We start from the raw sequence: 13776 nt of genomic DNA on the forward strand, positions 1-13776 counted from the left end.
TATTGCGTCCTGCGGGGTAAACGCTTCAGGCAACCTAATCCTCTGTGCGAAGCGATATATACCCTGAATAATTCGAGTTGCAGGAAGGCGGCAAGGGAGTGAATCTCCAGGAGCTTACATAAGTAATTGACTGGAGTGAGTGCAGCCAACACACCTGAACCTTGAAGTATGACGGGTATAACTTACCGGCCCAATTATTCCCCCTTTTGTTAATCAAGCCTTTGCGCAGAAAAGGGATAGTTTACCGGCTTGATGATTTCCTGGTATTCACGATATCTCTTGGGGAGCAGGTTGGTTTTGCCTATTGCAATGCAATAATCAGCATTTTCATCCGTTATTTCCTCTGCGTCAGCAATGAGCTTATCTTTTAACTTGTCGACATAACTACGAAGAATATTAATTGAGATTCCTTCCCTGTCGAAGCTGGTCGTATTTAAGGTGATGAATAACATCAATAGCCACCACAGGCCGGAAACCACAAACATTACAAGCCAGCTGAATACGCTGGCATTAAGAGGAGCGTTATTATCGAACAACGTTTTCCAGGCTAAGGTGGCGAGTAAAAAAAACGATGGAACGGCGATCAGCAGCACGTTCCATGTTTGTTGCGTGTTACTTAGCATCAGGCCTGCGCAGCGGGTATCGGCAGACCAGTAATTTTTCTCGGCGACATGGAGCGTAATCGGTAAATCCTGGCTGCTGGATTTTGGCGTAGAAAAATGGTCAAAGAGTATTTTTTCTACACAGGTCATTGTGTTCTCAGCATACTGCTGATTTGCGCATAATTTGATGCCGTCGGGGGAGTGAATAACGGTGACGTAATTTTTTCTTAGCAGTCTGAACATAGCCAACTGAATAATGCCGGTAGCGTTATCATGCAGCCAGGCTAAAAAAGAGGGAGGTATGGAATAGGGGGGCGGTACCAGAGTGCCTTTCTCAGAAGGGCGGGTCATCGTGATAATAATATTCACCAGGATATATATCACTGTGGTGAATAAAACATGATAACCCATAAAGGATAATGGGTGTAAATCGGAGATAAAACTGACGGCTGTTTTCACTTTTTATTCCTTGTGCCAGTCATGACATGATTTTTCGGGAGATCCTTCCCGGTAGCCAGAGTGATATGGTGCTCAAGATACCCGTAAAAAGATAACAGCAGAAATACTCTAAAGGAAGATGCGCGACGGAAGCCCGCCGCGCGAAGGTTTATTGTGTGGCTTTTTTATCCTCTGGCATAGCCGGTTCATTCGCTGCGGACTGAGTTGTACTGTTTGCCGCCTGACCGACGTCGTCATTTGCCGCCGGGCGCGTGGTTGGAACGGAATCACACGGCTTCTCTTTCGGGCAGACCAGGTCCAGCATCTTCAGCGTGACGCCGTTGGTCCAGCCAAAGCCATCCTGTAGCGGATATTCGCCGCCTCCTCCGCCGGTTCCCGTTGAGCTGACATCATATTTCTCAACCAGTTTCTGTTTACTGTCGTAAGTATGCTGGACGTTGCTCAGAAAACGCCAGCTCACCTCCATCGCGATTTTTTCCTGGCCATACTTTTGCAGGCCTTCAGCGGCGACCCACTGCAGCGGCGCCCAGCCGTTTGGCGCATCCCACTGCTGACCACTATTCACGGTGGTGGTGGTCAGGCCGCCAGGTTTGAGCAGTCTGGCTTCGGCCGCGGCAGCGACTTTTGCCGCGCGTTCGCTGGAGGCAGCGTTGACGTACAGCGGGAACAGCGCCGCAGCGGTCAGCTGATTGCGTACTTTATGGCTTTTCAGATCGTAATCAGCGTACCAGCCCTCTTTATCATTCCACAGGTATTGTTCCAGCGCTTTCTGACGGGCGTTGGCTAAGGCGTCAAACTGCGCGGCTTTTGCGTTGTCTCCCGCCGCTTTACTGGCACGGGCGATGGTTTTTTCCATATGGAACATCAATGAGTTCAAATCGACCGGAACAATGGAAGTGGTACGAATGGTGCCAAGCTGCTGAGGATTATCCATCCAGCGGGAGCTGAAATCCCAACCGGATGCCGCGGCTGAGCGCAGATCGCGGTAGATTTCAGTGACCGGGCGGTTGGGGTTATTTTTGGCGGTGGTGACATCGTCCAGCCAGGATTCCGGGCGCGGGGTGTCGTTATCATCCCAGTAGCGGTTTAGTAGCGCGCCATCGGCCATGCGCACCACGCGTTTGTGCGCACCGCCGGGCTCAAGCGCCTGCGCGCCATCCATCCAGTACTGGTACTCTTTCTCCATTTGGGGCTGCCATTTTTTAAGCGCCTCGTCACCATCGTGAGTCGCCAGCAGTTCAACCATAAACGAGAAGAACGGCGGCTGCGAGCGGCTCAGATAGTAGGTTCGGTTACCGTTGGGGATATGGCCCCAGGCGTCGATTTCAGCAGCGAAGTTGGTCACCATGTCTTCGATTTTATCCCAGTGTCCGCTCTCCGCCAGGCCGAGCATGGTGAAATAGCTGTCCCAGTAATAGACTTCGCGAAAGCGTCCGCCGGGAACCACATAGGGTTTTGGCAGCGGCAGCAGCGAATCCCATTTTTCCACTTCGACGGTACTGCGGGTCAATACCGGCCATAATCCGTCAATATGCTGGCGTAACGTTTGCCCTTTTGGCGGGATGTACTGGTCGTTTTCAAGAGGCAGGGTAAAGTTAAGTTCGACGAAGTGACGCAAATCGAAGCTGGTCTGGTTCTTCTGCATACGGTAATCGGCAAGGATCATCAGCGGATCGCTGTTTGGGATGGCGTCAGCGAAGGTTTTCTGGTCGGAGAAGAGTTTAGCGCTTTGCACATCGTTAAACAGCGGACCCAGCAGAACGTCCGGTGATTGTGGGGTTGGGCGAGGCTCTTCAGCCTGTACCGACAACGTCGCCAGGGTGAAGAGCGCGCCGCCGAGTGCCAGACGTAGAACATAAGGCAGGGTTGCGGGGCGATGGGAAACAGAACACTTCATTGATGGTTCTCCTTATCATTTGCAGACTTTGAGCCTGTCCCATTAGGGCTATTTTGCTTGTCATTTTGAACCTGGGCAGTGCTCAGAATCCTCACGTACTACGTGTACGCTCCGGTTCTTCCGCGCTGGCCGTGTTCAAACTGTCTGCGCCAATAACGCCTACTGGGATAGGCTCTTTGCGCCACTGCGTTCGGTTATCAGAAAACCTTAGACGAATATCCGCCGCTGCGCGTGTCGGAGGTAACATTTTGCGCCAAAACAGACTATTTACCGCAGACCTGCCATCAATGATGGGGACATTATTTTGGTGAATAGAGTAAATTGATAAAAAACGTAATCCACTAGTAAGAAAAATAAATAGACAAGTACTATGGCATTCTTATATGGGTTTTTTATGACCTCAGCCCTTTTACTCAAAAATAAGCTGTCACAAAGTAAAACATGTGATCTGACAAACAAAAATCCGCGCATTAATACCGTTGACGCCTGACATGATCACATAAATAAAAAAACATAAATAATTTATAAAAAAACATAATGGCATCAGTACTCCAGATAAGTGAAAAATGCAGGCATTAAAGAAACCGGTTTCATTTTTTTGCATAAAGGAGTGGTGTATGTCTGCTGGCGACAAAATTTCAGTCAGAGAAAAAGTAGGTTATAGCCTGGGGGACGCGGCAAGTCATATCGTGTTTGACTCATCCGTGGCCATCCTGGCTTACTTTTATACCGATATTTATGGTCTACCGCCCGCCGTGATGGGGACGATGTTTTTGCTGGTCCGTCTGCTGGATGCGATTACCGATCCGATTATGGGGGCCATTGCAGATGCCACCTCAACCCGCTGGGGGCGTTTCCGTCCGTGGCTGCTGGCTATTTGCGTCCCATTTGCGGTGAGCTGCGTACTGGTTTACTCCATTCCATCTTTCTCCGATTCAGGAAAAGTGGTTTATGCGGTAGCGGCATATATATTTATGACGTTGATGTATACGGCCATTAATATTCCTTACTGCTCGCTGGGCGCCGCGTTGACTTCCGATCCGCGTGAAAGCCTCTCTCTGCAATCCTGGCGTTTTGCCATCACGCCGATTGGCGGCGCGCTGGGTACCGCGTTTATTTTACCGCTGGCGGATTTTCTTTATCCTGGTGACCGGGCGACAGGTATTCAGGTCTCCATGGCATTATTCGGCGTTATCGGCTGTCTGATGTTTATTGTCTGTTTCGCGACCACCAAAGAACGCGTTCAGCCGATTAAAGAAGAGAATCTGAATATTGCACGTGATGTCAAAATTCTTTTCCGTAACGATCAGTGGCGTATTCTTTCCGTTTACAACTTTATGATGCTGGTCGCCGTGGTGATTCGTGGTGGGGCGGTGGTGTATTACGTTAATAGCGTCCTGAATAAAGGTGCGGACGTTATTACCATATTCATGCTCGGTGGGATGTTTGCCTCAATGTTGGGTTCGGTGCTGGCAAAACCGTTTGGTACGCGTTTCTGTAAGGTCAGACTCTCTTTCTGGATTAACCTGATCACCGCTGCGCTGGGCATTGTATGCTTTATGGTGCCAGTGCAATATTGGGTGTTGGTACTCGGTGTGCATATTCTGATTTCCATTATTCAGGGCGGTAATGGTGCGCTGCAGTGGTCAATGATTACCGACGTTAATAATTATGGTGAATGGAAAACCCAGCGTCGTATTACCGGGATGAACGTTGCGGCGAATATCTTTGTCATCAAGCTTGGCGTAGCCGTTGGCGGTGCGATTCTTGGCTGGGTGCTGGCTTACTATCATTACGCGGCTAACACCACGGTGCAACCGGCCTCAGCGGTACAGGGCGTCGTGCTCTTGTTCACGCTGGTACCCTCCATTTTCTATGTTCTTACCGCAGTCTCTATTAAATTCTATGGCTTAACCGAAAATAAAATGAATGGCATTGTTGATGATTTGAAAAACGGAACTTTCGCCGAGTCATAATAACAGCAGAATAATATCTGTGGCAATGTGAGTTATTTATCTCATAGCCACAGGTATTTCCTGAGTAAAACAAACAATAAATAATTTAGGGATATCAAAATGAAGATAAAGTATATGGCATTGGCGATTAGCGCCATTATGTCCTCTAATGTGATAGCAGCAAAAAATAGCACCTCTGTCGATATTGACCAGCGCCTTGCGCAGCTGGAGCAAAGATTAATTCATGCTGAACAGCGCGCCGCGGACGCAGAAGCACAGATACAAACCCTTAAACAACAGCAAACGACGGCAGCGAAAACCGCTCCGGCAGTGAAAGTCGACGCCGCTGAGCCCGTCGCTCCCGGCGCGACTCCCACAAAGCTTACGCTCTCTGGCTACGGCGACCTGAAGCTTTATGGTGATGTGGAATTCAATATGGATGGCGCCAGCGGCAGCGGCAGCCTGACGTCGGTAAAAACCTCTTCCAGTAAAAACTGGGCGCCCGGTACTAAAGAGCGCTGGGATATTAATGGCCGTATTCTGCTGGGCTTCGATGGCATGCGCAAAATGGATAACGGCAATTTTGCCGGTTTTTCCGCCCAGCCGCTGGCCGATATGACCGGCAAAATGAACCTTGATGACGCGGTATTCTTCTTTGGTCGTGAAGATGACTGGAAGGTCAAAGTGGGTCGTTTCGAAGCTTACGATATGTTCCCGCTGAATCAGGATACGTTTGTCGAATATTCTGGCAATACCGCAAACGACTTGTATAGCGATGGCTACGGCTATATTTACATGATGAAAGAGGGCCGTGGTCGTAGCAGCAGCGGCGGTAACTTCCTGGTCAGCAAAACGATAGATAACTGGTATTTTGAACTGAATAACCTGGTAGAAAACGGCAGTACGTTATTCCAGGATTCCAGCTACCACGGTAATACGCTGGAGAATGAGAAAAACGTTGCTTACCTGCGCCCGGTTATTGCGTGGAATAGCGGTCGTTTCTCGACTGCCGTGGCGATGGAGAAAAACATCGTGAAAAACGCTTACGGTTATTACGATAACCGTGGCGGTTGGGTCGACCAGTCCGATCGCACTGGTTATGGTTTGACGATGGCGTGGAATGGGCAAAAAACCGATCCTGAAGATGGGATCACCACTAACCTGAACATCGCTTATATGGATGCCTCCGATGAGAAAGATTTCACCGCGGGTATTAACTCCCTGTGGCATCGTTTTGAACTGGGTTATATCTATGCCCACAACAAAATCGACAAGTTCAACTCCGCTAATTACGTCTCTACCTGCGATGATGGCTGCTGGATCTCTAACGTGGGTGACTATGACATCCACACGATTCACGCGTCGTACCTGTTCCCCAACGTCATGGATATGAAGAACTTCAACATCTACCTTGGTGCCTACGCCTCGTGGATTGAAGCGAAGCCGACGGATGGCGACAAACACGAAGACTCCCGTTACGGCGGCCGTCTACGCTTCAAATACTTCTTCTGATTAAAGCAGAGCCCGCATTGTGCGGGCTCTGCTCATTATGCCATTTAGCCTCCCACGGAGGCGCGAGTTAACAGGACGACACCATGTTTGACAGTAAAGCGGGAACCCCGCTGGAAGGGTTTGCTGAATTTGCTACCGCCGCCGCCGCCGAAGGCGCGGTGTTGCTGAGAAACGATCGCGGCATGTTGCCGCTTAGCGCTCAGCAGCCCGTGTCAGTGTTTGGCCGCACGCAGATTAACTACTATCGCAGCGGCACCGGTTCGGGTGGGGCGGTCAACGTGGTGAGTCATACCACCTTATTACAGGCTTTACGGGCGCGAAGCAGTGGAACGCTCAATGAGTCACTGGCCGCGCTTTACGAGCAGTGGGTCAATGATCACCCGTTTGATAACGGCGGCGGCGTATGGGCGGCTGAGCCCTGGTTTCAGCAGGAAATGCCGCTGAGCGATGAGCAGATTCGCCAGGCGCGAGCCGTTTCAACGCAGGCGGTGATTGTGCTGGGGCGTACCGCAGGTGAAGATCAGGACAATGCTGATGTCGAAGGGGGCTATCGGTTAACCGCTGATGAGATGCGCCTGCTGCACCAGGTGTGCCGTGAGTTTGATGAAATCGTCGTGGTGCTGAATACCGCCGGACTGATTGATTTGTCGTGGGCTGACGATCCGTTGCTGCGCAAACGCATTCGCGCGCTGCTGTACGTCTGGCACGGCGGCTCCGATGGCGCGCAGGCCGCAGCCTCGCTACTGTATGGCGATGTGACGCCTTCCGGCAAGCTGGTCAGCAGCATCGTTATGTCGCTGGATGATCATCCGGCATCACCCTGCTGGGGAGCACAAGCGCAAAATCTCTATCAGGAAGATATTTACGTCGGCTATCGCTATTTTGAAACCTTTTGCCCTCAACGCCTGCAATTCCCTTTTGGTTTCGGCCTCTCTTATACCCGTTTTACCCTGCAATCAGCGCGGGCAGAAGCTTTCGGCAACCATATTCAGGCGTCGGTGACGGTCACCAATAGTGGCGACGCTTTTTCGGGGAAAGAGGTGGTACAGATTTATCTTCAGGCACCGCAGGGCGCGCTGGGGAAACCTACGCGCGTGCTGGTGGCCTTCGCTAAAACGCGTCTGTTACCGCCGGGAGAAAGCGAAACCTTAACCCTGCGTATCCCGCTGGAGCGCTTTGCCTCGCTGGACGATAGCGGAGCCACCGGGCATCCCCATTGTTATGTGATGGAGCCGGGGGTTTACCGCCTGCTGATGGGCAATAGCGTTCGCGATTTGCAATTGCTGACGGTTGATGGAGAAGCCGGGTACACACAGAAGACGCTGCGGGTCCTCTCTCGCCATCAGCAGGTACTGGCGCCGACGGTGCCGTTTGTACGCATTAAGCCGGTTGCCGATGGCGATGATGGCCGCTACCTGATTGAGTGGGAGGATGTTCCGCGTCGGGAGATTAATCTGCGTGCGCGCATCGAAAAGCGTCTTCCACAGACCATCACGCTCACCGGTAATCAGGGGCTGACTCTTAGCGACGTCGCCGAAGGACGCGACACGATGAACGCTTTTATTGCCCAGCTGTCGGTTGAAGAGCTGGCCTGCCTGGTGCGTGGGGAAGGGATGTGCAGCCATAAAGTGACTCCCGGCGTCGCATCGGCTTTTGGCGGGGTAGCCGACAGCCTGCTGGAAAAAGGCATCCCTCTGGCATCGACCGCCGACGGCCCATCCGGGATCCGCATGGATAACGGCGCGAAGGCCACGCTGCTGCCCAGCGGCACATTGCTGGCCTCGAGCTGGGACCCGATCCTCGTTGAACGTTTATACGTTATGGAAGGCAAAGAGCTGTTGCGCAACGGTATCGACCTGCTGCTGGGGCCGGGGATGAATATCCAGCGTTATCCGCTTAACGGGCGTAATTTTGAGTACTTTTCCGAAGATCCGCTGCTGACCGGGATGATGGCGGCGGCGGTGGTTCGCGGCATTCGCAGTGGCGGCGGAATTGCGACGCTTAAGCACTTTGCCTGCAATAACCAGGAGTTCGCCAGAGCCAAAGCGGACTCGGTGGTGTCGGAGCGCGCACTGCGCGAAATCTACCTCAAAGGCTTTGAGTACGCGGTGAAATTCGGCGGCGCTAGCGCGGTGATGACCGCTTATAACCCGATCAACGGCTACCATGCCGCATCCAACTATGATCTCACCACTACCGTGCTGCGTGAAGAGTGGGGCTTTCGCGGGATCGTGATGACCGACTGGTGGGCGACGATGAACGATCCTGTCGATGGCGGCGCAGCAAGTACGCACAATACTGCGGCAATGATCCGCGCGCAGAACGACCTTTATATGGTAGTGAATAATAACGGCGCAGAGGTTAATTCGGGCGGAGATAACACACTGGAGGCGCTGGCAAAAGGCGAGCTGACCCTGGGCGAGCTTCAGCGCTGTGCAATCAATATTCTCGACTTTATCATGCAGACCCAGGTCTTTAAACGCGGGGATAAACCGCGGGCGGATATCATTCGCCTGGCGGCAGAGCCCGGGCGCGCTGGAGCCGGTCAGGGGGCAATTAAAATTGCCGAGCAGTCGCGGCTGCGCTATGACGAAGATCTGGTATTGAGCGTTGAACAGACGGCGATTTATGACGTACTGGTGAGCGTGTACGCTAACGGCGCGGCGCTGGCACAAACCGCCTGCAACCTGCTGCTCAATGAACAGTTTGTGGCGACGATCCAGACCAACGGGACGCTCGGTCGCGAGATTGTGCAGAAGCTGTGTCGGATTGAGCTACAGCCGGGGAAATATCGCGTGGGTTTTGATTTTATTAAACCGGGCCTGGTGGTGGACTGGCTGGAACTGAAGCACGTTAGCGATTAACCATCGCTGACGTCGAGATAGTGTATTCGCACTTCTGCCGGGCGGCGGCTAGCGCCTTGCCCGGCCTACATTATTAGGTGATATCGGTGGATTATGTTTTGTCGGCCAACACACATGCAACTTGAAGTATGACGAGTACACATATCGGTAAAACGACTATGGTGTTATTGCCGTCATACCCGTATCAGGAGCCGCCAGTGAACCGACGTCATTTTTTATTCTTTAGCGCCGCCGCGCTGCTTGCGGCGAGCCGCGCATGGGCAATGGAAGTGCAGACAACGCTACGCCTGTGGCCGGGCGAGCCTCCCGACGGTGGCGGGCCGGACGGGGCCAGCCGCTTATCCGCGCGCGGTGCGCTAAGCCATATCGCTCAGCCAGAACTGACAGTATGGCATCCCCCAGTGCCTCGTGGCCACGGAGTGTTAATCGCCGCAGGTGGCGGATACCAGCGTATTGAAATGGCGAAAGAAGCTCATCCTGCTGTGCGCTGGCTAACCGCGCGCGGCTATACGGCCTATGTGCTGACCTACCGCCTTCCCGGTGAAGGATGGAAAGCAGGCGGCCTCGCACCATTGCAGGATGCCCAGCGAGCGCTACGCCTGATTCGCCAGCGCGAGGAAAACGTCAGTTTGTTGGGCTTTTCCGCTGGCGGGCATCTGCTGGGCATGGCGGCCTGTCGGTCCGATTTTGCCGCTTACTCGCCAATCGATGCTGTGGACCACACGCCAGCCCGAGCCGATGGCGCGGCGCTGATCTACCCGATTATTTCCCTCGAACCGCCGTATACCCATACCGCTACGCATCGAATTCTCGCCGGACCTCATGCTAGCGAAGAGGTCGATCGCGCCTGGTCGGTACAAACTTACGTTAACGCGCAGACGCCGCCCTGTTTTCTCGCCCAGGCGGAAGACGATAAGGTGTCCGATCCGCACAATACGCTGATTATGGCCGCCGCCTGTCGTCAGCATCAGGTTGCCGTCAGCATGTACCGTTACGCCAGCGGCGGCCACGGTTTTGCTATGGGCCGCCCCGGCACGCGCAGCGTCGAGTGGCCTGAACGCTACGCAGAGTGGTTAGCAAAGCATTAGCCGTACATGAACCGGATTGCCCCATATTGGTGCGTTGCAGGTTAAAAATAAGCATAAATAAGCAAAGCGTCTGGTTGTTTTTTATTCAATAAGGCACGGCGACATAACAATGTTACGCTACGCCATCGTGCTGCATTACCTGGCATAATTAATGCTTATCTCTTACCGGGATTACCTCAAAGTGAGTACAACCGGAGGAGACGGCCATGATAAAAATAACGCTTCCTGACGGGCATTATTATGATGAGATGCTTACCGCACAGGGAGAGCAGCGTCAGCACTATAACGCCTGGTGGCAATGGTTTCGCAGTACCGATCAATTCTCTATCCGGCAGAAAAAGGAGCAGGCGGAGCTGCTCTTTCACCGAATTGGCATCACCTTTAACGTCTACGGTGAGGATGAGGGTACCGAACGACTGATCCCTTTTGACAGCGTGCCGCGCATTATTCCCGCCGGAGAGTGGCAGCGGCTTGACCGCGGTATTCGCCAGCGGGTAAAAGCGCTCAATGCCTTCCTTTACGATATCTATCACGAGCAAAATATCCTGCGCGCGGGGCTGATTCCGGCAGAACAGGTGCTGGCGAATGACCAGTATCAGCCCTGTATGCAGGGGATAAATTTGCCCAACAATACCTATGCCCATATCACCGGGGTCGATATGGTGCGCAACAATGACGGCCAGTATTACGTGCTGGAGGATAATCTGCGTACGCCTTCTGGCGTCTCCTATATGCTGGAAAATCGCAAGATGATGATGCGGCTGTACCCTGAAATGTTTGAACAGCACCACATTGCGCCGGTTGAACGCTACCCCAGCTACCTGCTGCAAACGCTGCGCGAAAGCTCGCCGGTGGACGACCCGTGCGTGGTGGTGATGACGCCGGGGCGGTTCAACAGCGCTTATTTTGAGCACAGCTTTCTCGCCCAGCAGATGGGCGTTGAGCTGGTGGAGAGCGCCGACTTGTTTATTAAGACCGGAGCGGTGTATATGCGCACCACTGAGGGTCCACGACGCGTCGATGTGATTTACCGGCGTATTGACGATGCGTATCTCGATCCGCTGGCCTTCCGTGCCGACTCCATGCTAGGCGTTCCGGGGCTTCTGTCCGTGTATCGCGCAGGGGGAGTCGTTCTGGCAAACGCTATTGGTACCGGCGTTGCCGACGACAAATCGATTTATCCCTACGTGCCGGAGATGATCCGTTTCTATCTGGGCGAGCAGCCGATTCTGAGCAATATTCCCACCTGGCAATGCCGCAAGGCGGAAGACCTCAGCTACGTGCTGAGCAATCTTGAGCTGATGGTGGTGAAGGAGGTTCACGGCGCAGGCGGCTACGGCATGCTGGTCGGTCCGCGTTCGACCAAAGAGGAGCGCGAGGCATTTCGTCAGCGCCTGCTGGCAAACCCGGCGAATTATATCGCTCAGGACACCCTGGCGCTGTCGACTTGCCCGACCTTTATCGACGAGGGGCTGGCACCGCGCCATATCGATCTGCGGCCCTATGTGCTTTCGGGGCAAGAGATCCGCCTGGTGCCCGGCGGGCTCACGCGGGTGGCGCTAACCGAAGGCTCGTTGGTGGTGAACTCGTCCCAGGGCGGCGGCACCAAGGATACCTGGGTGATGGAGGATGATGAATCATGTTAAGCCGCACAGCGAGTGAACTCTTCTGGATGGCGCGCTACCTTGAGCGCGCGGAAAGCTATGCCAGGGTGCTGGATGTGACCTGGAAACTGTCGATGATCCCTCGTCACAGCCAGCAGTCTCGGGATTTAGCCTTACCGCTAAATCTGTCGCTGACCCATGATCTGTTTCAGGCGCGGCACGCGCGTTTCACCATGAGCAACCTGCTCAATTTTTTCGCCCTCGATGGTAATAACCCGTACAGCATTTTTAGCTGCGTCGAGATGGCGTGGAACAACGCTCACGCGGTGCGCGGCAGCCTGTCGGCGGAAGTATGGGAAAGCATCAACGCCACACGTATTGAGCTGCGAAAACTGCGTCAACAGGGCATCAGTGAACTGGGTAACGACGCTTTCTTTGAATGGGTCAAAGAGCGGGTGCATCTGTTTCGCGGAGCCATACTCGGTACGCTGCTGCGCAATGATGCCTTGAGTTTTATCGGTATCGGTACGTTGATTGAACGGGCATCTTCCACCGCGCAGTTGCTGCTTATTAAGGATCAACAATTGAACAGCGATCCTGACCCGGTGCGCGAGTACTACCGGCTGGATACGCTGCTCAACGCGGTCAGCGCTCGCGAAGCCTACAACAGCATCTACCGCCAGCCGGTAAGCCGCGAAACGGTGATGGAATTGCTGATTCTACGCAACGATGTACCCAGATCGCTGCGCGCCAGTATTTCCGATCTGGTCGGGCAACTGGAACAGATCGCCAACGATCGTTCACATCTGCCGCTACGCCTCGCACACCAGCTTAATGTCGATTTACGTTTTAGCACTCGCGATGATTTAGCGCAGGCCGATTTACAGGTCACCCTCAATGAACTGCTGGCGCGGATTAACGCGCTTTCTGACAGTATCAGACAAACCTATCTGGAGGCGTTATGAAACTGGTTATCGATCACCTGACCCGCTATGGCTACGATGAGGAAGTAAAATTTTCGACCCAGTATCTGCGTCTGACGCCGCGCAGCACCGGGCGACAGAAGATTACCGCCTGGACGTTAACCTTGCCGGACGGCTCCGCCGTCGCCACCACCGACGCGTGGGGCAACGTTTTGCATGTGCTGACGCTGGACAATCCGCATAAAGAGATCACCATTCGCGCCAGCGGGATCGTGGATATCGCGGAAGAGGGAGATGAGATCGGTGCGGAACCACAGGAGCTACTGTCGCCGCTGGTGTTCTTGCGCTGCACGCCGCTCACCCGCGCTGACGGCCCGATCCGCGAATTTGCCCAGCGCTGGTATCAACCGGAGGCTCAGGAGGAGAGCCTGAATCGGTTAATGGCGGAGCTGTTGCTGAGAATGCCCTATTCGCCGGGTGCGACGCAGGTGCAGGATTCCGCCGCCGATGCTTTTGCGCGGTCGAAAGGGGTTTGCCAGGATCATACCCATGTGTTCCTTGCCTGCTGCCGGGCGCTGGAGATCCCGGCGCGCTACGTCAGCGGCTACGTCTACAGCGATAACGCTCAGCACGTCGCCATGCACGCGTGGGCTGAAGTGTGGTTGAACGAACGCTGGCAGTCGTTTGATATTACGAATAATACCCGTAGCCTGAATCAGCATTTGCGGCTGGCGACCGGGCTGGACTATCTTGATGCTTGCCCGGTACGCGGCACTCGCCTCGGCGGCGGCGGAGAAATCATGTTAACTAACGCTGAAGTGCGCGAGCATTCGCAACAGGCGCAGCAGCAATAACGGCAGGAACAAAAAACG

General features: G+C 53.7%; 9 protein-coding genes. 7 read left to right on the plus strand and 2 right to left on the minus strand.

Annotation, left to right across the window (positions count from 1 at the left end; all coding sequences use genetic code 11):
- Nucleotides 1-209: 209 nt before the first annotated feature.
- Together QVF11_RS11605 and QVF11_RS11610 are read right to left on the minus strand one after the other, a co-directional pair.
- Complete coding sequence (locus QVF11_RS11605; protein WP_287857023.1) at nt 210-1061, minus strand: hypothetical protein; 852 nt, start codon at nt 1059-1061, stop codon at nt 210-212.
- A 148-nt stretch (nt 1062-1209) separates the two neighbouring features.
- A complete protein-coding gene (locus tag QVF11_RS11610) occupies nt 1210-2958 on the minus strand; it encodes an alpha,alpha-trehalase (protein ID WP_287857024.1) in 1749 nt (582 codons plus the stop codon).
- Between the two features lie 617 nt (nt 2959-3575).
- On the opposite strand from QVF11_RS11610, the gene QVF11_RS11615 reads away from it, so the two are divergent.
- From QVF11_RS11615 to QVF11_RS11645, 7 genes are all read left to right on the plus strand, one after another.
- Nucleotides 3576-4934, plus strand: a complete 1359-nt coding sequence (locus QVF11_RS11615; protein ID WP_112213345.1) for a glycoside-pentoside-hexuronide (GPH):cation symporter — start codon at nt 3576-3578, stop codon at nt 4932-4934.
- A 99-nt stretch (nt 4935-5033) separates the two neighbouring features.
- Nucleotides 5034-6425: a carbohydrate porin gene (locus QVF11_RS11620; protein WP_287857025.1), complete on the plus strand. Its 1392-nt coding sequence runs from the start codon at nt 5034-5036 to the stop codon at nt 6423-6425.
- Nucleotides 6426-6508: 83 nt separating this feature from the next.
- Nucleotides 6509-9289 (plus strand): glycoside hydrolase family 3 protein, encoded by a 2781-nt coding sequence (locus QVF11_RS11625; RefSeq protein WP_287857026.1) that lies wholly within the window; start codon nt 6509-6511, stop codon nt 9287-9289.
- A 197-nt stretch (nt 9290-9486) separates the two neighbouring features.
- On the plus strand, nt 9487-10377 hold the full coding sequence (locus tag QVF11_RS11630; RefSeq protein ID WP_287857027.1) for an alpha/beta hydrolase: 891 nt from the start codon (nt 9487-9489) through the stop codon (nt 10375-10377).
- Nucleotides 10378-10583: 206 nt separating this feature from the next.
- A complete protein-coding gene (locus QVF11_RS11635; RefSeq protein WP_112213349.1) occupies nt 10584-12023 on the plus strand; it encodes a circularly permuted type 2 ATP-grasp protein in 1440 nt (479 codons plus the stop codon).
- Nucleotides 12017-12946 (plus strand): alpha-E domain-containing protein, encoded by a 930-nt coding sequence (locus QVF11_RS11640; protein WP_112213350.1) that lies wholly within the window; start codon nt 12017-12019, stop codon nt 12944-12946. The genes QVF11_RS11635 and QVF11_RS11640 overlap by 7 nt, the downstream gene beginning before the upstream one ends.
- Nucleotides 12943-13758 (plus strand): transglutaminase family protein, encoded by an 816-nt coding sequence (locus QVF11_RS11645; RefSeq protein ID WP_112213351.1) that lies wholly within the window; start codon nt 12943-12945, stop codon nt 13756-13758. The genes QVF11_RS11640 and QVF11_RS11645 overlap by 4 nt, the downstream gene beginning before the upstream one ends.
- Nucleotides 13759-13776: the final 18 nt, after the last annotated feature.

This window comes from Klebsiella sp. (genome assembly GCF_027492335.1).
GTDB lineage: Bacteria > Pseudomonadota > Gammaproteobacteria > Enterobacterales > Enterobacteriaceae > Klebsiella > Klebsiella huaxiensis.

What these genes read in the sequence shown, in the direction of transcription:
- QVF11_RS11615 (WP_112213345.1), top strand. Translation starts at nt 3,576, where the DNA reads ATGTCTGCTGGCGACAAAATTTCAGTCAGAGAAAAAGTAGGTTATAGC.
- QVF11_RS11610 (WP_287857024.1), bottom strand. Translation starts at nt 2,958, where the DNA reads ATGAAGTGTTCTGTTTCCCATCGCCCCGCAACCCTGCCTTATGTTCTA.
- QVF11_RS11640 (WP_112213350.1), top strand. Translation starts at nt 12,017, where the DNA reads ATGTTAAGCCGCACAGCGAGTGAACTCTTCTGGATGGCGCGCTACCTT.
- QVF11_RS11645 (WP_112213351.1), top strand. Translation starts at nt 12,943, where the DNA reads ATGAAACTGGTTATCGATCACCTGACCCGCTATGGCTACGATGAGGAA.
- QVF11_RS11635 (WP_112213349.1), top strand. Translation starts at nt 10,584, where the DNA reads ATGATAAAAATAACGCTTCCTGACGGGCATTATTATGATGAGATGCTT.
- QVF11_RS11625 (WP_287857026.1), top strand. Translation starts at nt 6,509, where the DNA reads ATGTTTGACAGTAAAGCGGGAACCCCGCTGGAAGGGTTTGCTGAATTT.
- QVF11_RS11620 (WP_287857025.1), top strand. Translation starts at nt 5,034, where the DNA reads ATGAAGATAAAGTATATGGCATTGGCGATTAGCGCCATTATGTCCTCT.